Annotated in this window: 22 protein-coding genes; 16 read left to right on the top strand and 6 right to left on the bottom strand. The window is 69.1% G+C overall.

What is annotated here, in order from left to right; translation table 11 throughout:
- The first annotated feature begins 72 nt into the window (after positions 1 to 72).
- Positions 73 to 507, top strand: coding sequence for a cupin domain-containing protein (locus ACLZOT_RS45060; RefSeq protein ID WP_416975066.1), 435 nt, complete (start codon positions 73 to 75; stop codon positions 505 to 507).
- Between the two features lie 913 nt (positions 508 to 1420).
- On the opposite strand, the gene ACLZOT_RS45055 is transcribed toward ACLZOT_RS45060, so the two are convergent.
- On the bottom strand, positions 1421 to 2104 hold the full coding sequence (locus tag ACLZOT_RS45055; protein ID WP_416975065.1) for a TetR/AcrR family transcriptional regulator: 684 nt from the start codon (positions 2102 to 2104) through the stop codon (positions 1421 to 1423).
- 256 nt (positions 2105 to 2360) lie between these two features.
- On the opposite strand from ACLZOT_RS45055, the gene ACLZOT_RS45050 reads away from it, so the two are divergent.
- The 3 genes from ACLZOT_RS45050 (at position 2361) to ACLZOT_RS45040 (ending at position 6998) form a co-directional block, all read left to right on the top strand.
- A complete protein-coding gene (locus ACLZOT_RS45050) occupies positions 2361 to 3578 on the top strand; it encodes an oxygenase MpaB family protein (protein WP_416975064.1) in 1218 nt (405 codons plus the stop codon).
- 214 nt (positions 3579 to 3792) lie between these two features.
- Entirely contained in the window at positions 3793 to 5292 is a 1500-nt protein-coding gene (locus ACLZOT_RS45045; protein WP_416975063.1) for an MFS transporter, read from the top strand.
- A gap of 287 nt (positions 5293 to 5579) precedes the next feature.
- Positions 5580 to 6998, top strand: coding sequence for a DHA2 family efflux MFS transporter permease subunit (locus ACLZOT_RS45040; protein ID WP_416975062.1), 1419 nt, complete (start codon positions 5580 to 5582; stop codon positions 6996 to 6998).
- 124 nt (positions 6999 to 7122) lie between these two features.
- On the opposite strand, the gene ACLZOT_RS45035 is transcribed toward ACLZOT_RS45040, so the two are convergent.
- From ACLZOT_RS45035 to ACLZOT_RS45025, 3 genes are read right to left on the bottom strand one after another with little or no spacing between them, the layout of a single operon-like run.
- Entirely contained in the window at positions 7123 to 8265 is a 1143-nt protein-coding gene (locus tag ACLZOT_RS45035) for a thiolase C-terminal domain-containing protein (RefSeq protein ID WP_416975061.1), read from the bottom strand.
- A complete protein-coding gene (locus ACLZOT_RS45030) occupies positions 8262 to 8672 on the bottom strand; it encodes a Zn-ribbon domain-containing OB-fold protein (RefSeq protein WP_416975060.1) in 411 nt (136 codons plus the stop codon). Before ACLZOT_RS45030 ends, ACLZOT_RS45035 begins: the two co-directional genes overlap by 4 nt.
- Positions 8673 to 8690: 18 nt before the next feature.
- Positions 8691 to 10835: a CoA transferase gene (locus ACLZOT_RS45025; RefSeq protein WP_416975059.1), complete on the bottom strand. Its 2145-nt coding sequence runs from the start codon at positions 10833 to 10835 to the stop codon at positions 8691 to 8693.
- A gap of 192 nt (positions 10836 to 11027) precedes the next feature.
- Here ACLZOT_RS45025 and ACLZOT_RS45020 point away from each other — a divergent pair, with 192 nt between their 5' ends.
- The 10 genes from ACLZOT_RS45020 to ACLZOT_RS44975 all read left to right on the top strand — a co-directional run bounded on the left by ACLZOT_RS45020 (position 11028) and on the right by ACLZOT_RS44975 (position 20569).
- Positions 11028 to 11246 (top strand): ferredoxin, encoded by a 219-nt coding sequence (locus ACLZOT_RS45020; protein WP_416975058.1) that lies wholly within the window; start codon positions 11028 to 11030, stop codon positions 11244 to 11246.
- A 59-nt stretch (positions 11247 to 11305) separates the two neighbouring features.
- Positions 11306 to 12580, top strand: coding sequence for an NAD(P)/FAD-dependent oxidoreductase (locus ACLZOT_RS45015; RefSeq protein WP_416975057.1), 1275 nt, complete (start codon positions 11306 to 11308; stop codon positions 12578 to 12580).
- Positions 12577 to 13830, top strand: coding sequence for a cytochrome P450 (locus ACLZOT_RS45010; RefSeq protein WP_416975056.1), 1254 nt, complete (start codon positions 12577 to 12579; stop codon positions 13828 to 13830). Before ACLZOT_RS45015 ends, ACLZOT_RS45010 begins: the two co-directional genes overlap by 4 nt.
- A gap of 89 nt (positions 13831 to 13919) precedes the next feature.
- On the top strand, positions 13920 to 14810 hold the full coding sequence (locus ACLZOT_RS45005) for an SDR family NAD(P)-dependent oxidoreductase (protein WP_416975055.1): 891 nt from the start codon (positions 13920 to 13922) through the stop codon (positions 14808 to 14810).
- Between the two features lie 2 nt (positions 14811 to 14812).
- A complete protein-coding gene (locus ACLZOT_RS45000; RefSeq protein ID WP_416975054.1) occupies positions 14813 to 15664 on the top strand; it encodes a MaoC/PaaZ C-terminal domain-containing protein in 852 nt (283 codons plus the stop codon).
- Positions 15665 to 15814: 150 nt separating this feature from the next.
- Complete coding sequence (locus tag ACLZOT_RS44995; RefSeq protein ID WP_416975053.1) at positions 15815 to 16453, top strand: TetR/AcrR family transcriptional regulator; 639 nt, start codon at positions 15815 to 15817, stop codon at positions 16451 to 16453.
- Positions 16454 to 16653: 200 nt separating this feature from the next.
- The gene (locus tag ACLZOT_RS44990) at positions 16654 to 17763 is read left to right on the top strand and encodes an NAD(P)-dependent alcohol dehydrogenase (RefSeq protein ID WP_416975052.1); all 1110 of its coding nucleotides are present in this window, start codon (positions 16654 to 16656) and stop codon (positions 17761 to 17763) included.
- A 14-nt stretch (positions 17764 to 17777) separates the two neighbouring features.
- A complete protein-coding gene (locus tag ACLZOT_RS44985) occupies positions 17778 to 18782 on the top strand; it encodes an NAD(P)/FAD-dependent oxidoreductase (protein ID WP_416975051.1) in 1005 nt (334 codons plus the stop codon).
- Positions 18779 to 19108 (top strand): ferredoxin, encoded by a 330-nt coding sequence (gene fdxA / locus ACLZOT_RS44980; protein ID WP_416975050.1) that lies wholly within the window; start codon positions 18779 to 18781, stop codon positions 19106 to 19108. The genes ACLZOT_RS44985 and fdxA overlap by 4 nt, the downstream gene beginning before the upstream one ends.
- Positions 19109 to 19141: 33 nt before the next feature.
- Positions 19142 to 20569 carry an aldehyde dehydrogenase family protein gene (locus ACLZOT_RS44975; protein WP_416975049.1) on the top strand — a complete coding sequence of 476 codons (1428 nt, stop codon included), beginning with the start codon at positions 19142 to 19144 and terminating at the stop codon, positions 20567 to 20569.
- A 590-nt stretch (positions 20570 to 21159) separates the two neighbouring features.
- On the opposite strand, the gene ACLZOT_RS44970 is transcribed toward ACLZOT_RS44975, so the two are convergent.
- Complete coding sequence (locus tag ACLZOT_RS44970; RefSeq protein ID WP_416975077.1) at positions 21160 to 21486, bottom strand: CoA transferase; 327 nt, start codon at positions 21484 to 21486, stop codon at positions 21160 to 21162.
- A 384-nt stretch (positions 21487 to 21870) separates the two neighbouring features.
- Here ACLZOT_RS44970 and ACLZOT_RS44965 point away from each other — a divergent pair, with 384 nt between their 5' ends.
- The gene (locus ACLZOT_RS44965) at positions 21871 to 23607 is read left to right on the top strand and encodes an MFS transporter (protein ID WP_416975048.1); all 1737 of its coding nucleotides are present in this window, start codon (positions 21871 to 21873) and stop codon (positions 23605 to 23607) included.
- Between the two features lie 112 nt (positions 23608 to 23719).
- Positions 23720 to 24139, top strand: coding sequence for a nuclear transport factor 2 family protein (locus ACLZOT_RS44960; RefSeq protein ID WP_416975047.1), 420 nt, complete (start codon positions 23720 to 23722; stop codon positions 24137 to 24139).
- 28 nt (positions 24140 to 24167) lie between these two features.
- Here ACLZOT_RS44960 and ACLZOT_RS44955 read toward each other — a convergent pair whose 3' ends face one another.
- Positions 24168 to 24947: an IclR family transcriptional regulator gene (locus ACLZOT_RS44955; protein WP_416975046.1), complete on the bottom strand. Its 780-nt coding sequence runs from the start codon at positions 24945 to 24947 to the stop codon at positions 24168 to 24170.
- Between the last annotated feature and the right edge of the window lie 80 nt (positions 24948 to 25027).

Raw genomic sequence — 25027 nt, 5'->3', positions numbered from 1 at the left:
GTACCGAGCAGGCCGCCGGGTCCGGTGACACCCGCACCCGACTCCGCAGGTTACGAAAGGACCGCAGCACACATGCGCACGATCCGCCGGGCAGCCCTCGTAGGCATATCGGCCCTGCCCCTCGTCCTGGTACCGGGAGTGGCCGCCCATGCCACGCCGAGTTCGGGAGTTTCGTCAACCACGCTCTACGAGCGGACGGTTGACGGCACGACGTACACACTGAAGCGGATCACTATCAGCCCCGGCGGTACGACCGGATGGCACTACCACCCCGGAACGGTGCACGGGATCGTGCTGGAGGGCACGCTGACCCACTCGGACGCTGACTGCACGACCGACGGCGTGTACTCCTCGGGTGACACCATCACCGAGCCGGCCGGACCGGACCACGTCCACATCGGCCGCAACCTGGGCAGTGTCCCGGTGGTCCTCGACGCGCTGTACGTCGATCCGGCCGGCACCCCGCTCACAGTCGACGCCCCCGCCCCCGGGTGTGACATCCAGTGATCGGACGTACCCTGGTGCGCCCGTCGGCCCTGCCCTGCGGGCTGCTCCTCAGGACCCAGCCCGGGTCGAACAGGCACATGAGCAGATCGATGAAGTAGTCCGCGCCCCGCTTGGCGGCACGCAGGCCCATTCCGTCGCTCAACAAGCCGTGGACCAGGCCGTGATGCGCGCGCATCCGCTCGGCGCACCGACTGGACAGAGGCGCGGGCGGTATCGGCTCCGCGCCGTCGATTCCGGGTGGCGGGGGCGGCCGCGGGCAGTCGCGGTGCGTGGCGACGCACTTCTTGGGCCTATGGTCCGAACGGGGCACCGTGTTTGCCACGGCCGCGTTCGGCCTATGGTGGTGCACCTCAGCGTGTACGCCACCCTGTCGCAGGTCGAGGGGATAGCGGCCATGCCGCCGAGGAATACCAAGCCCACGGAGCGACCGGGCCGCCGCACGGCATGAGTACCGGATGATCGAGCAGTCGGCCGCGGTGGACGTTGACTTTCTGCTCGCCGCGCGGCACCGACTCGCGCCGCCGGGCGAATGCCGCCCCATGTACGGCCGTTGTCGATCAGGTGGGCCGGCCGGCAGCCACTGGCCGGCTGCGACGCCGTGGTCCGCCACGGCGAAGCGGACACCATGACGGCAGCTGCAGCCGTCGGCGATCCGCAGCTGGTCTTGCCATGGGGGGCGACCACTTCGTCAATGCCGCGGCCGCCGAGCTGCACGGGTTCGCCCTGCGCGCCGACACCGGGGTGGTGACGGCGACCTGCTCGACACCCTCCTGAATCGATGGCCCTCTGCGCAAGGCGGCTCTCGCCCCGCGCGACCAGGCCGCCGCGCTCCTCGCCCAGGCCGATCTGGTCGGCGACCTGGAGGACGTGGTGGCCGCCGCCCGCTGTACACCGCTTCGCCTGGGGGGGCGGGTCAGGCCCGGAGGTGATCCTCGGTCCCTGTCGACAGCAGTCCGTTGACCACGATCGCCGCCAGTGACTCCGCCATGGCCGTGAGCTGCTCCGGCGAGGTGGGCACAGACCTGCCCATGCGCCGCGCCAGTGGCTCTTCCACAATTCCGGCGACGGGTGGGACGACGGCGAAGAAGAGCACGTCCATAGGGATGGGCGCGATGCGTCCGGAGGCGACGAGCCGCTCGATGCTCGGGACCATGAGCTGCAGGGTCGGACCGATGTAGCGCTCGTACAGGTAGTCCAACCGTTCAGTGTCCCGGGACAACTCGTCGAGCATGATCCGGTCGATCCGCGATGTGTCCACGGCGCTCCGGTAGAAGCTGGTGATGAACTGCCGCAGCCACTCGGCGTCGTCGAGCGACGGATCCAGCTGTGGCAGGCGCGCCAGCTGCGCCTCCAGTGCGGAGTCCATCACCGCGCGCCAGAAGGCCAGCTTGGACCCGTAGCGGTCGTTGATGAAGTTGTGGCTGACACCCAGGCGGCGGGCCAGCTCGCGTGCGGACGCATGCTCGTAGCCCAGCTCCGCGAAGGCCTCGAGCCCTCGTTGCAGGATGCTTTCCTCCCCGGGCACCGCGGGAGTACCCGCACCGGGGCGCCCCGGCGGTCGAATCGATTCGGCTCTTGCGCCCACCGTCGCCTCCAAGAATGTTTCCTCGTGCCTGCGTGACCTGCGTCTCGGCAGGTCCGGGTCCGCGACCATCTCACGAACCCGCGAACAGCTTACTTGACACCTGTCAGAATCAAGCTAACCTGACAGGTGTCAGATGGCATTTTCCGTGCAGGGGAAGCGACTTGAGCAGCCGCTTTCCGCAGGGCTGAACCGCGCGGATCGACATACGAGCACGTCTCCCCCCTCACCTGCGGCCGGAAGGCCGCATCTGCTCGAAAGTGAGAGCCCCATGACCGCGAACCACGCACCCCGCAGCACGACCCCCAAGCGCATCGTCGACCTGGAGGCGGCGCGCCGTAGGCAGGGCACAAAGGCCGACCACGTGCTGAGCCTGCTCACAGCCGGAGATCCGCTCGCCGATGCCGTCATCGTCGAACTGGACCTGCATGGATCCCAGGCCCGGCGTGCCCTCGACGCCGGCCTCAGGAACGGCTTGGCGAGCCTTGGCCACCGGCCTCCGGAGGCCGTCGCCGCGCTGCTGAGGCAACTGGAGGCCACCCCCTCCTGGGTGGACCCGCTGAAGCTCCACAGGGGCGATGTCGTGAGCCTGTCGGTGCCGCCCATGTGGTTCAGGCTCTGCTCGATCACCGGCGCGCTCGCGAATGTCCACGCCTCCCCGGCCATCGCACGCATGCTGGCCGGAGCGGGTAGGCCGGCGGACATGGCCGCGCGCCGGCTCGCGGAGACCGGGGTGTGGGCGCGGAAGACCATACGGCCGGGTGGGCTGCTGCGCGGAGGACCCGGGTACGTGGCCACGGCCGAGATCAGGCTGGCCCATGCCCGTATGCGGGCCGACAGCCTCACGGACTGGGACGCGGGCGCCCGAGGTCTACCGGTCGGCCGGCTCGACATGGCCCGTACGTGGCTCGGCCTCACCCTGATCGCCTTCCAGGCCCTGGCGGCCGTCGGCATCGACATCACTGCCGAGGAGGAGCGTTCCCTCTACCAGTACTGGTCGTACGTCGCTCATCTCCTGGGGCTCGACGAAAGCCTTCACAAGGACGTGGCCGACCACGCCGGTGCGCGCCGTCTGCAGGACCTGCTGGATGCCACGGTGGCCGCCCCGGACGACAACTCGAAGGCACTGACCGCCGTCATGGTCGACGCACAGGCCCGAGCCATGGCCGGCGCGCCGGGCGCCGTTCTGTCCGAGGAGCAGGTGCGCCACCTCATCCAGAGCGTGCTGCGGCGGGCCTTGGGGGAGGAGACGGGGGACCGTCTGGGCATCCCGGGCGTCCCCGCCGCGACCGATCTCATGCCGCTGATCAGCCAACTCAATCGCCAGGCCCGGTACTGGCAGACCTACTCCCCGGCTTCGTCCCACGAAGCTCGCCGGCGGACGCTGGAAGGTCTCGCGCCCGACCTGCAAGCAGCCGTGCTCCCCTGTGACTCCTCTTCCTGCCGTCGTCACGCGGAAGCCGTTCGCCCGAGCGCCTGGGCGGCCTGATCATCCTCCCTGCCACGACGCGCGGCCGACGGTGGCCACCTCCACCAAGGCATGTCCCTCCTTCTTCACCCTCTCGCATCACAGAGCTGTGGCGGTCGGCGCCCTGGTCGCCGACCGCATCACGTGACGAGCTCCAACGACGCAGCCGTCCGACCCCGCACCAGTGAACGTTCCATCCCTTTGTCCCACTTCTCCTTCCTCTGGAGTTTTCGTCATGTCAAAAACCTCCGTGGACACGGCCACCGTGTCCGTCCTGCCCTCCGCCGACGCACCGCCCCGCCATCGCTGGTGGATCCTCACCGTGATCGGCGTGGCCCAGCTCATGGTCGTCCTGGACGCGACGATCGTGAACATCGCCCTGCCCTCCGCGCAGAAAGACCTGGGCTTCTCCGACGGTGACCGGCAGTGGGTCGTCACCGCCTACGCCCTCGCCTTCGGCAGCCTGCTCCTGTTGGGCGGCCGCATAGCCGACCTCTTCGGCCGCAAGATGACTTTCCTCGTCGGTCTGATCGGCTTCGCCGGAGCCTCCGCAGTCGCCGGTGCCGCGAGCAGCTTCGAGATGCTTGTCGTCGCCCGTGCCGCGCAGGGCCTGTTCGGCGCGCTGCTCGCACCCGCCGCGCTGTCCCTGCTCACCGTCACGTTCACCGACGCCAAGGAACGCGCCAAGGCCTTCGCCGTCTACGGCGCGATCGCCGGGGCCGGCGGCGGCATCGGTCTGCTCCTCGGCGGCATCCTCACCGAGTACCTCGACTGGCGCTGGACCCTCTACGTCAACATCGCCTTCGCCGCGGTCGCCGTCATCGGCGGTGTCCTCCTGCTCAAGGGCACCACCCGCGACAAGACCTCCACCATCGACATCCCCGGCGCCCTCCTCGTCGGCGGAGGCCTGTTCGGCCTGGTCTACGGCTTCTCCAACGCCGAAAGCCATGACTGGAGCTCCCCGCAGACCTGGGGCTTCCTGGCCGCCGGAGTCGTGCTGCTCGCCGCCTTCACCTGGTGGCAGACGCGCGCCGCTCACCCCCTGCTGCCCCTGCGGGTCCTGCTCGACCGCAACCGTGGCGCCTCCTTCCTCGCCCTTCTGATCACCGGCGCCGGCATGTTCGGTGTCTTCCTCTTCCTCACCTACTACCTGCAGCAAAGCCTGGGCTACACGCCCGTCAAGACGGGTCTGGCCTTCCTGCCCATGATCGCCGCGCTGATGCTCGGCTCCACCCTCTCCTCGACGGTGCTGATCCCCCGCCTCGGCCCCAAGCCGGTGGTCCCCCTCGGCATGGGCCTGGCCGCGGCTGCCATGGTCTGGCTGACCGCCCTCGACCTGAACAGCTCGTTCGCCACCGACATCCTGCCCCCGCTCGTCGTGGCCGGCCTCGGCCTCGGCCTGGTGATGGCCCCGGGCATGTCCCTGGCCACCGCCGGGGTGAGCGTCGAGGACTCCGGTGTCGCCTCCGCCGCCGTCAACACCATGCAGCAGGTCGGCGGCTCCTTGGGTACGGCGCTGCTCAACACCCTTGCCACCAGTGCCGCCACCGACTACCTCGCGGGTAAGGACCCCAAGGACCCTGCCGTCCTGGCCCAGTCCGGCCTGGAGGCGTACTCCACCGCCTACGGGTGGTCGGCCGTCTTTTTCGCCGCCGGGTTGGTCATCAGCGTGATCCTCTACCGGCGTGGCGTTCCCGCCACCGACCCCGACGCCGCACCCGTGGTGCACATGTGAGTTCCGGGTAGGGGCGCCCGCCCCGAAACCCCCGAATGGCCCGCCGGACATCCGGCGGGCCATTCGGGTTCAAAGTGTGGGCGCCAGTGCGACAGCACCTTCGGGCTCCCCGCCCTCAGTCCCGGGCAGGCTCCGTCGGTACCTCAGCGACCGTCCCCATGGTCACCATCAGAGTGTTGTTCTAGTATCACATTCTATAAATGGCTCGTGCGGTCGTCGTCAGGCCAGAAGCAGAGGAACGTCTCTTGTCTCAACCGAGTACAGTCCGTGCCGCCAGGTCGGCCTGGGTGACGCTGTGGATCGTCCTGGCCGGCGGCTATTGCGTGATCCTCAATATCACTGTCATCGGCGTGGCGTTGCCGGACATCGCGGCAGACCTGGGTACCTCCGGGACGGTCGACGTCGACTGGGTCGCGACGGCGTTCCTCGTCGGCGTCGTCTTCGCGTTGCCGGCCACAGGGTGGCTCGCGGACCGTTTCGGCCGGCGAGCGACCTACATGGCCTGCGTCGTCGTCTTCGGTGTCGGCGCGGCCCTCTGCATGGTGGCGCCCAGCATGCTGCTCCTGGTCGGTGGCCGCTGCGTTCAGGGTGCGGGTGCCGGCGCCCTGCTTCCTGTCGGCATGACGCTCGTCCTCGAAGCGTTTCCGCCGGACAAGCGCGGCACGGCTATGGGTATCTGGGGCATAGGAATATCGGGAGCACCGGCCGCGGGACCCGCGGTGGGTGGCTGGCTGGTCACCGCCTTCGACTGGCGATCGATTTTCGTGGTCTTCACAGGGCTGGCAGTCGTGGCGTTCCTCTTGGCTCTCTTGCTGCCGGTGTCCGGCTATCGGCGTCACCGCCGGTTCGACGCGCTCGGCTGGTGTCTGGCCTCGGCGGTCACGGTGCTCTCCGTGATCACGATCCGGCAGGCGCCGGACCTCGGTGGCACGTCCGTGGCCCTCTGGGCCGCCGTTGTCGCGGTGGCCGGGTGCTGCGTATGGCTCGTCGTTCGGTCGCTCAAGGTCGACGACCCGATCATCGAGTTCCGGATGTTCCAGAACCGGACCTTTGATCTCACCCTGGTGGTGACCGTGTTCATCAACGTGGCGCAGTACGCGCGTCTGAACTTCCTGGCCCTGGAGTTGCAGACGGTCCGCGGCTTCGACGCCCAGCATGCCGGGTTGCTTCTGGCGCCGTCGGCCATAGGCGTCGCGGTCACCGGACCCCTCGGGGGGTGGCTGACCGACCGGGTGGGCCCGAGAACGCCGGTTGTCGGCGGACTTGTCGCCGTGGTCGGCAGCATGTGGATGCTCGCCCACCTGGACGCCGGTACGTCGTCGCCGGTGATCGCTGTCATCGTCGTACTGCAGGGCTGCGGTATCGGGCTTGCCAACATGCCGGTCAATGTCGCTTCGATGAACAGCCTTCCCCAGCGGTACGTCGCGCAGGGCAGCGCCATGTCCAACCTCACCGGCCAGTTCGCCGCGGCGGCGGGTGTGGCCGTTTTCGGTGCGGTGCTGGTGGCCCAGGTGGGCAGCGTCACGGGGGAGGGCGTCCCGGCCCACGTTGCCCAGCACGCTTTCAACAACCTGTTCCTGATGGCGTTCTGGATGGCCGCCGCCGGACTCGTGGCGGCGGTGTTCCTTCCGGGAGCACGCAGGTCGGCCGCGATCCGTCGGGCGCGCGCAGACGATGCGGCGGCCGACTCTGCAGTGACGGGCTGAGCCGGACCGAGGCCCACCGAGCCCTGGCACAGGAGGCAGGAGGCCCACCTGCTTCCGACGCGACAACGCGACAACGCGGTGCCGGTCGTCGAGACCGGCACCGCGTCATCATGGGCTGCCGTCGTCAGGGCCGGTCGGGCGCCAGCACCATCGACGCGGCGGCGGAGAACATGCCGCCGACGCCCTGGACGAAGCTCAGCTCGACGTCCGGGACGGGTACGGCCGCGGTGCCCCGCACCTGCCGTACGGCCTCCTGTATAGCGAACATCCCGTACATGCCGGTGTGGGTGTACGACAGGCCGCCGCCGTTGGTGTTCATGGGCAGGCGGCCACCGGGTTCGGTGTTGCCCTCCGCGACGAACGCGCCTGCCTCGCCGGGTTTGACGAAGCCCAGGTCCTGCAGTCCGTAGAGGGGGACGTGGGCGAACGCGTCGTAGACCATCAGGTGGTCGATGTCCTCCGGGCCGACGCCGGCCTCGCGGAAGGCGTCGGCGCTGGAGTCGCGGAAGGCCCTTGACGACGTGAAGTCCTCCATCTGCGACACGGCCGAGTGCGTCGAGCTCTCACCGGTGCCGAGGATGTACACCGGCTGGGAGGGCAGGTCGGCGGCGCGCTCGGCGGAGGTCACGATGAGGGCGCCGCCGCCGTCCGTCACTACGCAGCACTCGGGCCGGTGGAAGGGGTACGCGATCGTCTCGGCGGCGAGGACGTCCTCGACGGTGAGCGGATCGCGGCGGAACGCCCGCTCGTTGGGCCGGGCCCACTTGCGCTGCGCCACCGCGACGCTCGCCAGTTGTTCGTCGGTGACCCCGAACTCCTTCATGAACCGCAGCGCGGGCACGGTGAACATCGTGACGAAGCCCGCGGTGCCGTACGGCATCTCGAACTGGCCCATCCCGCTGCTGGCGGGGAAGGCGAGCGGCGGTTCCCCGACGCGGGAGCGGCCGGACTCGCCGTGGGTGATGAGCACGGCCGAGGCGTGGCCGGCGGTGATGGCGGCGGCCGCGTGGCGGACGTGCAGGAAGTAGGAACACCCGCCGACCTGGGTGGTGTCGATCCAGCGGGTGCGGATGCCGAGGGAGTTGGCGACGTCGCCGGCCCACATTCCGGTGCTGGCGACCCCGTCGATGTCCGCCGGCGTCAGCCCGGCGTCGTGCAGGGCGTTGCGCGCCGCCTCCAGGTTGAGGCGCAGCGCGGAGTGGTCGGGCAGGACGCCGAGACGGTCGGTCTCCGCGGCGCCGACGATGGCGATCGAACCGGGCTTCATGCGGCCACCTCCGCCGGTGCGAAGACCGGTACCGTGATTCCGTCGCGTTCCTGGAACCGCACCTTGAGCGGCATGTCGAGGATCAGGTTCTCGGGTGTGTTCTCGATGCCGACGATGTTGGTCATCATCCGGGGGCCCTCGGCGAGTTCGACGACGGCGATGGCGTACGGCGTCTCGTCCTCGAACCCTCGTGCCGGGCGGTGGTTGATGTTGTACGAGTACAGCGTGGCGTCGCCGGAGACGGTGACCCACTCCACCTCTCCGTCGAAGACGTAGGGCGAGTACGGCCGGGGATAGAAGAAGAACTTTCCGGTGGTGACGCAGCGCTGGATGCGTAGTTCACCCCGTGCGGCGGCATCCCAGAAGGGCTGGGTCTCAGGTGTGGGTCGGGGCAGGGCTTTGGGCATGGCTTCCTCAGGGTCGGGTCAGCGGTAGAGGGGGGAGAACACGAGATCGAGCGGGCCCCCGGCGACGACGACTCCGTCGTTCTCCAGGGCACGGATCCGCTCGGGGGCACAGCCGGCTTCGGTGAGCACGTCCCGCGTGTGCTCGCCCAGCCCAGGGGCGTCGGGGTGGGGACTCTGCGGGGTGCGGGAGAACGTGGCGAACCGGCCGGGCTGGGTGTAGGTCTTCCCCGACACGCTGACGGCGCGGTGCAGCAGACCGTGCTCGTGCAGGTAGGGGTCGGCGCACACGTCGCCCGGCGTGCGCGTCTTCACCGCGGCGATGCCGTGCGACGCGCACCAGGCGAGGGCCTCGTCGGTCGTCCGGTCGGCCAGTGACGAGGTGAGAGTCGCCGGGTCGATGTCGACGGTGTGGGGATCAGCCTGGGCGCGCACGAATCCGTCGCTCGTCGGATGGATGCGGTTCACGGCGTCCGGGCCGGTGAAGTCCTCGCCGCCCGTGGCGGGCGCGGGCCGGCCGGCGTAGTCGGTCAGCGCGGACAGTTGCAGGAAGGCGGACGTCGCGGCCAGGGATGTCGACAGCTGGCGGACAGTGCCGAAGCGGGCCCGGTCGAGCAGCCCGAGGACCGTGGTGAGCGCTCCGACCACGGCGGTCGTGTGGTCGTAGACCGGCAGTGAGAGAAGCACCGGCTCACCGTCGCCGCCCTGTGCGGTCATGATTCCGGCCGCCGCCTGCAGGACCGTGTCGTATCCCGGTCGCGCGGCCAGGGGTCCGCTCTCGCCGTAGGCCGTCACGCCGACGCTGATGGTGCGCGGGTTCAGGGAGGCCAACCGGTCGAAGCTCAGTCCCAAGCGCTCCATGACCCCGAGCCGGAAGTTGTTCATCAGGACGTCGCTGCCGCGTACCACGTCGTCGAAGGCGGCTCGGCCGGCGGCCGTGCTCAGGTCCACGGCGAGGCTTCGGGTGGCGCGGTTGTAGACGAAGCCGGTCATTCGCCAGGGATCGCCGTCCGGCGGCTCCACCTTGACGACGTCGGCACCCAGTTCGGCCAGCAGCGCGGCGGCGTAGGGGCCTGCGACGAAAGTGCCGAGCGAGGTGATCCGGACGCCGTCCAGCGGACCGCGTCCGGACGCGGCCGCCTGCGGGAGTGGATCGGTGCGGCGCTCCTGGAGCGAGCTGATCGGCACGTGGGGCATGCGGACACGGCCGAGCTGGGGGTGATCGATCTCCCGGACCATACCGATGGCCGCCAGTTGGGGGCCGGCGAACCACTCCTCCCGGCTGCGGACGATGGTGCAGGGGATGTCGGCCGATTCGAGGAGGGCGATCCACTCGTCGGCCGGCTTCGACGCGAAGTAGTCGGCGAAATGCCTGCGCACCCACGCGTAGTTGGCCTGGTCCCACAGCCCGTCGAGCCGTCCGCCCACGCGCACGTCGTCCAGGAGGTGCAGCGAACCGGTCACCTCCAGGGTGGCCCGGGCGAACTTGGGACCCAGAGCGCCGACGAAGACCCACCGACCGTCCGCGGCCTGGTAGCGCGTGTAGAGCGGGTTCAGCCCGCCCGGGCCGATCGCGCGCGACGGGTCCGGGCCCTCGTCCCGCGCGTAGAGAAAGCCGAGGAAGACGTTGGCCGCGTGGGCACCGCTGACCTCCACGGTCTGGCCGCGTCCGGAGGTCTCGCGTTCCAGGAGCGCGGCCGTCACGCACGTAGCCGCCCACACGCCCTGGACGACGGTGATGTACGGGTAGACGTGGTCGACGGGCTTGCCGGAATTGGACGCCTGGACGGCGGCGAACCCGAAGTGCGCATGGAGCAGTTCCGCCGACTCCCGGCCGCCCGCCCACGGCGTCCGGTCGGACGTGTAGGGCGGTGTGACGGCAACGATCAGACGGTCGTGAGTCCCGGTCGGCACGTCGTCCGGTCGGTCGACGAACAGGACGTCGGCCCTTGCGAGTTCGTCGGCGGGCACCGCGCCAGACGACGTCAGGTGCCTGACGGTCTTGGCATGGTCCGCGAAGACGGACTCGGGCTCCGGTACGGCATCGTCGCCGGGCGCCTCGTAGCGGATGACGTCGGCACCGAAGTCCGCCAGCAGCCCGCTGGCGAGGCGACCGGTCAGACCGGCGGTGAGGTCGAGAATGCGGAGTCCTTCGAGCGGCTTCATTGGCACCCTCCGGCCAGTTTTAGAATGACACTCTGATACTGGCATCCCGGAGTGAGGTCGTCAACGGGTGTCGGTCAATGCTCTGAGCTGGTACGGTCCGAGTGGTACTAGAACATTTCTCTAGAACACAATACTGACACGGTAGTGAGGAAAGGGGGTGTCCTGCGTGCTTCGGAAGTGTGCGGGAGTCCGGTGAACGGGTATCGCGTCGAGGGTGACGCCGACAGCTGCATCGCGTCACAGCAGTGCTCGGCGGTCGCGCCCGCGCTGTTCGGCCACGACGAGTACGGCCTCGTGGTGGTCAAGGAACCGGAGCCGGGCGAGGAGCTCCGGGAGGTGGCCGAGTATGCGGTGCGGATCTGCCCGTCCCAGGCGATCCGACTGCTCCAGCTCTCGGAGCCAACCGATTGACTAGAATGTAATTCTAGTATTTAATTCCAAAACCATTTGCTCTCAGGAGGCGCGGCTTGATGGAGACAGTCGTCATCGTCGGTGCCGGCCAGACCGGCATCCAGGCCGCGGCCTCGGCCCGGGAGTACGGCTACCGCGGTCGGCTGGTCGTTGTCGGAGCCGAGCCCCAGCCGCCCTACCAGCGGCCGCCGCTGTCCAAAGAGCACCTTCGCGACGGCCTGGACGACGGCCGGCTGGCATTGCGCCCGCCGCGCTTCTACGCCGACGCGTCCATCGAGGTCCGCACGGGAGTCCGGGTGACCGCCCTCGACCGTACGGTCGGCGACGTACTCCTGGCCGACGGCGAACGACTGCGCTACGACCGTCTCCTCCTGGCCACGGGAGCCACTCCACGAGAACTCCCGGTCGCCGCCCCGCCCCCGGGTGTCATGACGCTTCGCCACCTCGGGGACGCGAACCGGCTGCGGGCCATGGCCGCCGAGGCGACTCACGTGGTCGTCGTCGGCGCCGGATTCCTCGGCCTCGAGGTCGCGTCCACGATGCGGGCCCTGGGCAAGCAGGTCACCGTGCTCGAAGCGGCGGATCGCGTGCTCGGACGGGGCGTGTCGGGTGTGGTCGCGGCCGTGCTCGAACGGGCGCACCAGCAGGACGGCGTGCACATCAGGCTCGACGAGTCGGTGCGCGCCTGGGAGACCCGACCCGACGGCCGCGTCGGCGGCGTGGTCACCGCCGATGGACGGTCGCTGCGCGCGGACCTGGTGGTCGTCGCCGTCGGGGTGCGGCCAAATGTGTCGCTGGCCTCGAACGCGGGGCTGCCGACATCCGACGGGATCATCGTCGGGCCGGACCTGTTGACCAGCGATCCGTGCGTCGCCGCGGCCGGCGACTGCGCGCGCATCTTCGATGTCGCCGCACGTACCTCGGTGCGGCTGGAGTCCGTGCAGAACGCGTCAGACCAAGGGCGTGTGATCGGCGCCTGGCTGGCGGGCGGACCGGCCCCCACCTACACCGCCGTGCCGTGGTTCTGGAGCGAACAGGCCGGCCGGCGTCTCACCATCGCCGGGCTGGTCGGCAGCGGTGACGGCGCCAGCGACGGCGAGGAGATCGTGACGCGCGGCGATCCGGCCGGCGGCCCGTTCACCGCGTTCCACCTGCGCGACGGGGCTCTCGTCGCCGCCGAATCGATCGACGCGACCGCCGACCACATGGCGGCACGTCAGCTTCTGAGTTCATCCAGCCTTCGCGGCGAGCGGATCGATCGCGAACTGCTGGCCGACCCGACCGTCAACCTCCGCGCCTTCGCGGCGCGCCGAGCCGAGGAGACCGTCCGATGACCGACGCCCACGCCTTTGACACTGACCGGATCGACCTCACCGATGTCAACCTCTGGACCAGCGACCCGCATCCGGCACTGCACCACCTTCGTGAACACGACCCGGTGCACTGGCAGGAGGCCGACCCGGCGAACCCGTTCGCCAACCGCTCGTTCTGGGCGTTGACTCGCCACAGCGACATTGTCCACGTCTCGCGCCACCCGGAGTTGTTCTCCTCGGCCCACGGAATAACCGAGGCCACGCTCGATACGGGGATCAGCGACTTCGACACGTTCTCGATGCTCGGCGCCGACGATCCGTACCACGGGTGGATGCGGGCGCTCGTGAGTACCGCGTTCACCGCGAAGCTGGTCCGCGAATCCGAGCCCTACATCCGGGAGATCACCGTCGCCGTGCTGGACGAGGTGGCCGGACGCCGTGAACCGTTCAACTTCGTGCACGAGGTTTCGGCGAAAACGCCGATCCGCGTCATCGGCGACGTACTCGGCGTCCCGCGCAGCGACCAGCACCTCCTGACGGAGTGGACCGACGCCGTCTCCGACATCTCGGACCTGACCATCGACTTCGAAAAGGGCACCGGACACTCGGCGAAGGCCGGCGCGGCGACGGCGGAGATGTTCGCCTACCTGGAACGCATGCAGCGGCTGCGGGCTGACGCGCCCACCGACGACCTGGTGTCCAAGCTGATGGGCGCGGAGATCGAAGGGGAACGGCTCAACTGGCAGCAGCAACGGGAGACCTTCTTCCTCCTCGCGACCGCGGGCAATGAAACGACCCGCAACACCACCACCGCGGGTGTTCGTGCGCTGGCCGAACATCCCGATCAGCGACGCGAGCTGATCGAGAACCCGAAGCTCCTCAAGGACGCCGTGGAGGAGATGCTGCGCTGGGGAACCGTCGTGTCGCACTTCCGCAGGACCGCGACCCAGGACACGGTGATCGGGGGCAAGCGCATCGCCAAGGGCGATTGGGTCGTCCTGTACTACAGCGCGGCCAACCGTGACCCGAGCGTCTTCCCCGACCCCGACCGGTTCGACATCCACCGGAAGCCGAACGAGCACCTCGCCTTCGGGGGCGGCGGCCCGCACTTCTGCCTCGGCGCCCCGCTGGCGCGCCTGCAGTTGCGGGTCGTGTTCGAGGAACTGCTGCAGCGGTTCCCCGACTACAGCGTCGTGGGCGAGCCGGTGTTCAACGAGAGCAACTTCTTCCACGGCATCAAGTACCTGCCCGTCCGGCTCTACCCCGAGTGAGTCGCCGTGCCCGGCAGGACGGCGCCGGGACAGGCCCTTGAATCCCCCGAGCCCATTCGCGCGCATCGCTCGCGCAGGAGAGGAACAGCATGTCAGGCAGTTTGACGGACCGCGTCATCGTCGTGACCGGAGCCGGGCGAGGGCTCGGCCGGGAACACGCGCTCCTACTCGCCCGTGAAGGGGCGTCGGTGGTCGTCAACGACCTCGACGAGGACGGTAAGGGCCCCGCACACGACGTCGTCGACGAGATCCGCGCGCTCGGCGGTCAGGCCGTCACCGACTCGCACTCGGTGACCACATGGGATTCGGCGGCCCAGATCGTCGGCACCGCGCTGTCGACCTACGGCCGGCTCGACGGGATCGTGTGCAACGCGGGATTCCTCCGCGACCGCATGCTGGTCAACATGTCCGAGGCCGAGTGGGACGACATCATCAAGGTCCACCAGTACGGCACCTTCTACATCCTGCGGCACGCCGCCGAGTACTGGCGTGGCCGGCACAAGGCGGGCGAGCAGGTCAACGCCTCCGTGGTCACCACCACCGCGATCTCCGGACTCCACAGCAACGTGGGACAGGTGAACTACGGAGGAGCCAAAGCGGCCATCGCGCTGATGACCGTCTCCGCCTCCCGCGAGCTCGCGCGCTACGGCGTCCGGGTCAACTCGATCTCGCCGATCGCCAGGACGCGTCTGACCACGGGCAGCCCCGGCAGTGCCGAGGCCATGGGCGATTCGTTGTCACCGGCCCACATCTCGCCCCTCGTCGCATGGCTGCTCAGTCCGGAGTGCACCTCCAACTCCCAGATATACGGCGTCTTCGGACGTGAGATCCACCGCTACACGGCCTGGACGCCGGCCGAGTCCGCGCACGCCGACGAGGACTGGACCGTCGATTCGGTGGCAGCCGCGTTGCGCGGCTGGCCCGACCACTACGAACCCGGGCTCATCCCCGGTATTCCCCAGCCGACACCTGCGAGCTGACCATGCCGATCAACGACGACCTCGTCGGTCTCGAAAAGACCGCCGAGGGAAGCTGGACCGACCGTGACACCCGCCTCTACGCGGTGGCCGTAGGGGCGGGCGGAGAGGACCCCGGCCGGGAACTGCAGTTCACCACGGAGAACACCAAGGGGGTCACCCAGCGGGTCCTGCCGACCTTCGGCGTCATCGAGGGCTGCCGGGTCGGGGTCGGCCTCGTCACGGAGATCGACGGCGTGGACCTCTCACGGATGCTGCACGGCACGCAGGAGGTCGAGCAGCACCGGTTGCTGCCGACGGCGGCAGAGGTGATCACGTCGGGGAAGGTCACCGCGGTCTGGGACAAGGGCAAGGCGGCCGTGATCGAAACCGAGGCGGTCACCGCCGACGCGGTGACCGGCCAGGCCTACGTCACCTGCCGCCAGTCCCTCTTCTTCCGGGGCTACGGCGGCTGGGGCGGCGGGCGCGGACCCAGCGGCCGCACCCCGCCACCCGAGGACAAGCCGGATCGCACGTTGCACGCCTCCACACGCACCGACCAGGCACTGCTCTACCGGCTCACCGGTGATGTCAACCCGCTGCACTCGGACCCGGGGTACGCCCGCGCGGCGGGCTTCTCCCGGCCGATTCTGCACGGCCTGTGCGGCTACGGAATCGTAGGGCGACTGCTGCTGAACGAGTTCGCCGACGGTGACACGGCCGCCTTCGCCAGCCTGAGTGGCCGGTTCTCCGCGCCGGCCTACCCCGGCGACGACCTCGTCGTCTCGGTGTGGGGGACCGGTCGTGAGCACCCGTTCGTCGTCGACAACCAACGAGGGGAGCGGGTCCTGTCCGACGGGCTGTTCGTCACCGTGTGAGCGCGCGCCGGACCGAAATCGCCGCTCGCGCGCGGCCCGCGGGCACGAGCGGCACCCCCCGGCGGCATGGCCCGCGGGTAAACTTGTGGTCAGCGGTCAGACCAGGTACAGGGCCGACCGCCTTATCCCTGAAGGAGGACTGACCTCACAGTGAGCCCCGCATCGACCTCCCGAACGTCCGGCGAGCTGGCCGACAGGAACGGGGAACGAAAGGGCGAATGGCGCCGGTCGGCCGGGACGAAGAAGGCCGTCCTCGACGCTGCTCGTCAGCTCTTCAACGAGAAGGGTTACGACGACACCAACATCAACGACATCGTCAGGGAGTCGGGGGTCAGCGTCGGCAGCATCTACCACCAGTTCGGGGGCAAAAAAGAGGTCTTCCGCGCGCTCGCCGAATCATCGCTCGACCGCCACAGACAAGTGTCGGAACGCGCGACGAAGAAGGCGATCGCCGCGGGCGAGACGGACCCGCTGCGCATTTACGTCGCCGGCGCCAAGGCCTTTCTCCTGGACACCTGGAAGCAGCGCGACATCGACCGTGTCGGCATTCTTCTCGAAGGCCCGGCCCCGGAGGCCGCCCACGCGCGCGAGCACAGGGCGCGTTTCCTGCGCGGCTCGCTCGGTATCACCATCGGTGAGCCACCGTTGCCCGAGGCGACCGGATATGCCCTGTACGGACTGCTGTACGGCGCCGCGACGCAGCTGGTGAACATCGAGGACCGGCGCACCGTCAACGCGGTCATCGAGTACTTCGCCGAGCTCATCCTCAAGATGGGCAGCGCCGAATAACAGTTCCACCGGTCGCCGATCCCTTTCCGGCGGTCCCGCTTCCCGCTGTGTGAACAGCCGGGCGGGGCCGCCGGTTCGCTATTCCCGGCAAGGCCTCAGGTCGAGAATAATTCTAGAACGCAACACTAGTACGTCTTCCATATTAGAGCGTCATTCCAGTACGGTGTCGGTAACTGGCCCGCAATGCTTGGGAGACGACGGTGTCTACTCTGTTTCAGTTGCCCCCTCAGGTCGAAGCCGCGGTGGTCCGGGACACGAACGAGGACTTCACGCTGGAGAAGCTCGAACTGTCACCACTCGGTCCGCTCGACGTGCTCGTGAAGATCGCCGGCGTCGGCATGTGCCACACCGACCTGGTGCTGCGCGGACCCATGGGGGAGGGGGCCCGCCCGATCGTCCTGGGGCACGAGGGATCCGGTGTGGTGGCCGCCGTCGGTTCACAGGTCACCAAGGTCACCGCCGGAGACCCGGTCGTCATCAGCTATGACAGCTGCGGCGGCTGCAAGAACTGCCTCAGCGGCAGTCCCTACTTCTGCGCCACCTGGGTCGACCGGAACAACGGCCCTGCCCTCTCCCGTCAGCATGCCGTGCTGACCGACGCCGCGGGCGGAGAGGTCAACAACTCCTGGTTCGGGCAGTCGTCCTTCGCGGACTACGCCGTGGCCAGTCAGAACAACGTGGTCAAGGTCGCTGAGGATCTGCCCCTGGAGATTCTGGGCCCCCTGGGCTGTGGCTTCCAGACCGGTGCCGGAGCGGTCGTCAACGTCCTTCAGGTACGCCCCGGTCAGTCCTTCGTGGTTTTCGGCGCCGGGGCGGTCGGACTGGCCGCCGTAATGGCCGCCCGGATCTGCGGGGCGAGCGCGGTGATCGCGGTAGACCTGGTCGAAGGACGCCGGGAGCTGGCCCGGGAGGTCGGCGCGACACACGCCCTCGACGGTGCCGCTCCCGATCTGCTCGACCAGCTCCAGCAGATCACCTCGGGTGTGGACTGCGCCTTCGACACCACCGGCAGGCCAGCGGTGATCGCGACCGCTGTCAATGCGTTGGCACAGGGCGGCACGTGTGCCCTGGCCGCGATCGCCGACGAACTGCGGCTGCCCGGGTGGCCGATCGTGTTCGGGCGCAGGCTGACCGGAGTCCTCGAGGGCAACGCCGTCCCCGACGTCCTCATCCCCCAGATGATCGAGTGGTGGCAGGCCGGCGTGTTCCCGTTCGACAAGCTGATCGAACGCTTCCCCCTGCACAAGATCAACGACGCCGCCGAGGCCTCCGAGAGCGGGCGAGTCGTCAAGCCCGTCCTGATTCCCTGAACTGAGAGCACCCCGTGACCCCCATCGAAAGCGACCTGCTCGTCGTCGGCGCCGGGCCGGTCGGCCTGTTTGCCGCCTACTACGCCGGTTTCCGCGGCCTGAGCACCGCTATCGTCGACTCCCTGTCCGAGCCGGGCGGCCAGGTCACCGCCCTTTACCCGGAGAAACCGATCTACGACATCGCCGGTTTCCCTTCGGTACGGGGCCGGACCCTCGTCGAGAACCTCATGGAACAGGCCGCCCGCTTCGATCCGACGTACGTGCTGGGCGAATGCGCGACGGAACTGAGCCCGCAGGCCGACGGCACTCTGCAGGTGCGCACGGACGCCGGCACGACGTTCCACACCCGCGCGGTCGTCATCACCGCCGGCATAGGGACTTTCACACCCCGCCCACTGGAGGCCGGACAGCACCTCGTGGGCTCCGGCGTCTCGTACTTCGTACCCGAACCCGAACTGCACCGGGATCAGCACGTCGTCGTGGTCGGGGGCGGGGACAGCGCATGCGACTGGGCCCTCGCCCTCGAACCGATCGCACGCACCGTGACGCTCGTCCACCGGCGCGCGGCCTTTCGCGCCCACGCCCACACCGTCAACCAGCTGAACCGCTCGAAAGTCGACGTCATCACCGACGCCCAGATCACCAAGGTGCACGGGGACAGCCGCGTCCAGAGCGTCACGATCACCGGCCCGGACGCCACGCAGAGTGAGAGGGAGGCGGACGCCGTGATCGCCGCCCTCGGATTCAAGGCGAACCTCGGGCCCCTGCGCACCTGGGGACTCGAACTCGCCGACAACCGCTACCTACGCGTCGACGCCGCCATGCGGACCAGCATGCCGGGTGTGTTCGCGGCCGGTGACATCACCGACTACGGCGGCAAGGTACGCCTGCTCGCCGTCGGCTTCGGCGAAGCGGCCACCGCAGTCAACCACGCGGCGGTCCACATCAACCCCGAGGAGACCGTCTTCCCGGGGCACTCCACCGACACACCGGCCGGCCCGGCCGAGGAGACGACATGACCTATGTGATCGGCCCCGCCTGCATCGACGTCATGGACCGGTCCTGCATCGACGAGTGTCCCGTCGACTGCATCTACGAAGGCAAGCGGAAGCTCTACATCAACCCGGCCGAGTGCATCGACTGCGGCGCCTGCAAGCCGGCCTGCCCCGAGCAGGCCATCGACCTGGACCGACTCCTCACCGGTGACCAACGCGCCTTCATCCCCGACAACGCCCGCTTCTTCAACGAGCCGCTGCCGGGCCGCGACGCTGCCCTCGGAACACCGGGCGGCGCCGGCGACATCGGCCCGATCGGCGTGGACACGGACCTCGTGGCCGGCTACTGACGCCGCCGACTTCACTCACACAAGGGGCGAACCATGACCGACTCAGTGACGAGCGACTCTGTGATGACCATCGACGGCGAGGCCGTCACCGGCGAGGGCGCGTTCGACGTCCTCGACCCCGCCACCGGCGCCCCCATGGGGTCGGCGCCGCAGTGCTCGCCGGCTCAACTGGACCGCGCCATGCGGTCCGCGCAACGCGCCCAGAAGTCCTGGGCGTTGGACCACGAAGCACGACGCAAGGCCATGCACGAGGCCGCCGAGATCATGCGGAACTCCGCCCCGGAGCTGGGCCCGGAGTTCACCCGGGAGCACGGTGCGCCGGTCCAGCACGCTGTCGGTCAGATCATCATTTCCGCCGCCTGGCTCGACTACTTCGCCGACCTCGAACTCCCGGCGAGCACCGTCCGCACCCTGCCGGACCGGACCATCGAGATCTCCCGTCGCCCCATCGGTGTTGCCGCCGCGATCACCCCGTGGAACGCCCCGATCCTGCTCGCCGTGTGGAAGATCGCCCCCGCACTGGCTGCCGGCGCCACCATGGTCCTCAAACCGTCACCCCACACCCCCCTCACCACGCTCGCACTGGGTCGCCTGCTCAGCGCCGCACTGCCACCGGGCGTACTCAACGTCATCAGCGGTCTCGAACCCCTGGGCCAGCAGCTCGTGTCGCACCCCGTCCCCCGCAAGATCGCCTTCACCGGCTCGATCCCGACCGGAAAGGCGGTCGGCGTCGCCGCTGCCCACGACCTCAAGCGCGTCACACTCGAACTCGGCGGCAACGACGCGGCCATCGTTCTGGACGACGCCGACATCGACGCCGTCGTCGAGCCGCTATTCCAGTCCGCCTTCGCCAACTCCGGCCAGATCTGCGAAGCGACCAAACGTGTCTACGTACCCGAGCGCCTGTACCGCAGGCTCCTCGACGCGTTGGCCGACCGCGCCCGCGCCGCGCGCGTCGGTTCCGGCCTGGAGCCGGGCGTCGAAATGGGCCCGCTGACAACCGACTTCCAGCGCGATCACGTCGAGGACCTGGTCCAGGAGGCGAGGGCCGCGGGCGCGACCATCGCGGCCGGTGGCAACCGTCTCCCGGGCGACGGGTACTTCTTCGAACCGACCGTCCTCGGCAACGTCCGGGAAGGTACCCGGATCGTCGACGAGGAACAGTTCGGGCCCGCCCTGCCCGTCCTCGCCTACAAGGACCTCGACGAGGCCGTCGAACGCGCCAACGCGACGATGTACGGGCTGTCCGGCTCGGTCTGGTCGACCGATCTCCAGCGGGCTCGTTCGGTCGCGGCTCGCCTTGAGACCGGCCGTGTCAAGATCAACACGTTCGGTCTTCCCTCACCGGACGCGCCGTTCGGCGGCGTCAAGTGGAGCGGCGTCGGAGTGGAGAACGGTCCGTGGGCGCTGGAGGCGTACACCGATCTGCACGTCACCGAGATCGGTGTCGGCTCGCACTGAACCGATTACCTGCTGGGAAGCAGACCGCATCAAACGGAATCTCAGCAGGAGACTCAATATCTGACAGCAGCTCGGCAGCGGACTCCGCGTGCTTCGCGCCGCGCGGAGTCCGCTCAAGGGACTGCGCCAGGTCGCCGACATCGATGCCGAGCAGAGCGGATTGCTCTGGGGGGCGCGGGGCACTTCCACCCAGGTCTCGATGTCGACGCCGATCGCGCGCAGCCGCTCGACCACGCCCTTGTCTGCGAGCGGACCCATCTCCGGGAGCAGGATCGGCGTCGCGCCGTGATGGCCATGGGCTCCCGGCTGACCGTGAGCCGCGCAGGCCGGACATCGGCCAGGAACTCGTATCTGGTGCCTGCGGTCTGGTCGCCCGCCGTGATGCCCACCCGCCGGGCGACGTTCTCCGGGGCGGGGATCCGGACCTCAGAGGAGGCCTCCCAGGTCGGGTTCCTGCGGGCGCCGGAGCACGAGCGACTACGCTGCAGCTTCCTGCCGTAGTCGCCGCAGCGTTTCCTGGTCGTAGCCCGGTTCTTGGAGGATCGCGTCGGTGTGCTCACCCACGTCGGCCTTCGTCCGCCGATCCCGCGTCAGGAGTGCGGGTGGCCGATCACTTCGCGCATGCGTGCGTGGGCGATTCTGCCCTCGATGAGCCGCTGTTCCACGGCGGCTCTCAAGAGGTCAGCGAAGGCCTCCGTGATCCGGGCCTCCAACAGGGCACGATCGGCCACGCGCAGGCTGCCCGTGCTGAAACGCTGGTCGTCGGCCAGTCCGGGCTGCCTGAGGACGTGCCGGCAGAAGGCCTCCCATTCGCGTTCGTTCTGGATGGCGAGCACGACTTCGGTCCTGTGGCCGGTGGCGGTCCGCTGCGACGTCGCGGCCCGCCGCCACCAGGCCCTCGCGAACTGGGCGTTCAGCTTCTGCTGGAACACCTGGTTCGCCACACCCCTGCCTGTTGAAGCCCACCAGCCACCCGAACCTTGATCGACGAAGCTCCCACCCGAAGCACTCCAAGAACTGATCAACACCGTCGTCCAGCGGAGTGGCTTGTTCGTCCAACGAACATGTCCATTGAGCGGGACGGCGGTCACTTCCTACGTTGTCGCTGCTCGGCACGTCGGTCCTGACGCCGGGCGACCTGAATCAGGGTTGGTCGCAGAGCCACGCGGAGGCGGTCCGCGCAGGCCCCGGGCGGTTCGGCAGCGGTGTTTCCGCATGGCCGTACAGAAGCGCCCCCCAACAAGGTCCGGCGGCGAACGCCGGTTCCGACAGCAGCGCGAGCCGCGCGCAAGGAGTCGTCCATGGTCCAGATCGATTCACCCGCCGAGGCAAGCGGGGAGAGTGGCAGATACACCCTGAGGCCGGGCACGCTGGCCGCGGTGGTGCTCGCCGTGTGCCTCTCGCAGATGGCCCTTTCCGTCCCCTCGCTCATCACCGGGCTGATCCAGCAGGATCTCGCGCCGTCCTCGGCGCAGCTGACGTGGATCGTCGACGCCTTCTTCATCCCCGTCGCCGCGCTGGAACTGGGCTTCGGCGTGTTCGGTGACCTGTTCGGCCGCAAGCGCCTGCTCGTCTGGGGAGCCGCGCTCATCGTCGTGGGCTCGGCCGTCGCGGTCCTGGTGCCAGGTGAGGGCTCGTCGACGGACACCCGGGTGACGATGCTGATCATCGGCCAAGTCCTCAGCGGCATCGGGGCCGCGGCCATCTTCCCGACGAGCCTCGCCATGGTGGCGGCCGGCACGCACACCACCGCCACCCGTGCGCGTGGCGTGGCGGTCTGGGCCGCCGCGCTCTCGATCGGCGGCTTCCTCGGACCGCTGCTGGCAGGCGTCGCCGCCAAGATCCACACCGGCTGGGACGGGACCGGGAACTGGCGCTGGGCCTACGTCGGTGTCCTCGTCATCGCCGCGGCCAGCGCGCTGCTGTCACTGACCCTCGCCCAGAACTCCGCCGCGCCCGAGGGCCGGTCCCTCGACTGGCCGGGACAGATCACCGCCGCGCTCGGCCTGTTCGCTGTGCTGTACGCGGTGATTCAAGGTCCCGAGAGCGGCTGGGGTAGCCCGCAGATCGTCATCGCGTTCATCGCCGCGGGCGTGTTCCTCGTTCTGTTCGTCTTCGTGGAGGGCCGGGTCGCCCAGCCGCTCCTCCTCCTGAGCGCTTTCAAGAACCGGGCGTTCGCCGTCAACTCGGTGGTCACCCTGGTCGGCATGTTCGGCTTCCTCGCGATCATGTACTCCACCAGCATCCGCCTCACCACCGTCCAGGGATTCAGCCCGCTGAAGAGCTCCATCGCCTACCTCTTCTTCGGCGGCATCGGCCTTGTGCTGTTGCCTCTGACGTCGAAGCTGCTGGAGCGCTACAACCCGCGGTGGGTTCTCTTCGCGGGCCTGACGCTCATCGGGGTCGGCGGGCTGTGGTTCGCCGGGGTTCCGGCGAGCGACCGGGCGCTGGGCTCCATCGTCGGGCCGCTGATTCTCGCGGGCACGGGCTCGGGGCTCGCCTTCGCCGCCATGAGCGCGGTCGCGGTCAACGCGCTGCCCAATCACCTCGCCGGGATGGCGAGCGGTGCCACGAGCACCTTCCGGGATCTCGGGTTCGCCTTCGGCCCCGCGATCGCGGGCGCCGTCGCCCTGGGCCAGGCCGCCAAGGAGATGGCCCGCGAGGTGGCCGGCAATCCCGCCCTGAGTAAGGCGTACGAGGCTTTCCAGGCCGCTCCCGCCCATGCCCCCGCGGAGCAGAGACCGCAGCTGGAGGCCGCGGTGCATGCCGTCGCCTCGGGGCCGCTCGGCGCCAACTCGGTGCCGGCGACCGTGACTTCGCCGGACGGTCAGGTCATCCCCTTCAACCCGCTCAAGGACGTCGCGTTCGATGCCCTCAGCAACAGCTACTCCCACGCGTACGTGCTCGGCGGTGTGGCCGCTCTCGTGGCCGCGGCACTCACCCTCGCGGCCGGGCGAGGCGGTCCGGGAGAGACGCACCTCGACGACGATCCGCGCACCCTCGACGACCGACCGCTCGACGAAGCGGCCGGTGCCTGACCAAGGCAGCAAGCCGGGGCGCCCGTCGCCACTCCTCTCCGGGAGGAGCCGCGGCGGGCGACGCCGTACCCCGCACAACGATCACACGACCCACTCGGACAGGAGTCGCACCATGACCACGACACAGTCGGCGCCGGACAGCAAGGACGATGTCCTCCGAACGGACACGGTCTCCCACGTAGAGGCGGCGTGGCTCGTCGCGATCACGAAAGGGGACGCGGAGCAGCGTGCGCTCATGCTCCCCGACTGCGTGATCGTGCACGGGCCGGTCGGAAACGTCCACGACCGCGAGAGCTTCCTCGCCCACAACGCGTCGATGGGAGCCACTCTCGAGGCCGAGACCAGCGAGGTGACCTGCCGGGAACAGGAGGGGCGGGCCATCGTGACGTGCTTTCAGAAGATGAGCAGCCGGCGCGTGCCCGACCTGCCGCCGTTTCTGGTGCAGGCGGTGGTCACCCGGGTGTGGTTCGCGACCGACGAGGGGTGGCGGCTCGGGCACATGCAGCTCTCCCGGCGGCAACCTGCGGCATGACGCGCCGATTTCCCCGCGGCGCGCGAGGTCACCACGAGCGAATGGGAATGCCCGGCCGCCAGCCGAGGCTCCGTGACAGCCCCAGTCCGCTCGCGACCAGCGAGGGAACGGCCGCCTGCAGTTTGATCGAGCCTGCGGCCACCACGACGGACAGCGCCGCGACGACCTGGCCGCGGCCGTCAACGATGCGTGTCGCGACCGACTCGGCGCCTTCGCTGAGCTCCTCCTTGACGACAACCGTCCCGGTCGAGCGACAGGACGCCAGTTCGCGACGGAGTTCGGCCGGGTCGACGATCGTCCTGGGAGTGAAGCGCCGCAGCCTGCCCGCCAGTACCTGGTCGATGAACTCCGGACTGCTGTGGCTCAGCAGCACCTTGCCGACACCCGAGCAGTGCAGCGGCAGATGGCCACCGACCTGCGAGGTGAGCCCGACGGCGTTGACCGCCGAGAGACGTTCGATGATCACGGCCTGGTCGCCCTGGAGGACGGCCAGTTGCACATGCTGGCGCAGAGCCGTGTACAGGTCTTCCACGAACGGCTGGGCGGCGCTGCGGAGCGTCTCGGCGCGGGGTGCGAGTGTGCCGAGACGCCACAGCCGCAGGCCGATCGCGAAGCGGTTGTCGCTGGTGCGCTCCAACGCACCGGCCTCCACGAGTTCGAGCGTGAGTCGCCGCGCGGTGGCGTGCGGCATGCCGGTGCGCCTGACCAGGTCGGCGAGGGTCAGCTCGGTGTGGTCGGGGTCGAAGGCGAACAGCAGGTCCCACAGTCGGGAGCTGACAGTCCGGCCGGGCTCGTTTGCGCGAGGCATGGACCTCTCCTTCACTGCTCGTGACCGCAGTCAGCCTACCTCCTCTGTTCGTTGAATGGATAAGTAGGTTCTTCGAATGG

Origin of the sequence: Streptomyces sp. 4F14, from assembly GCF_048159485.1 — a bacterium.
Taxonomy (GTDB): Bacteria; Actinomycetota; Actinomycetes; order Streptomycetales; family Streptomycetaceae; genus Streptomyces.
The sequence above is the reverse complement of the archived record's forward strand: the minus strand, read 5'-3'. Positions and strand labels throughout refer to the sequence as shown.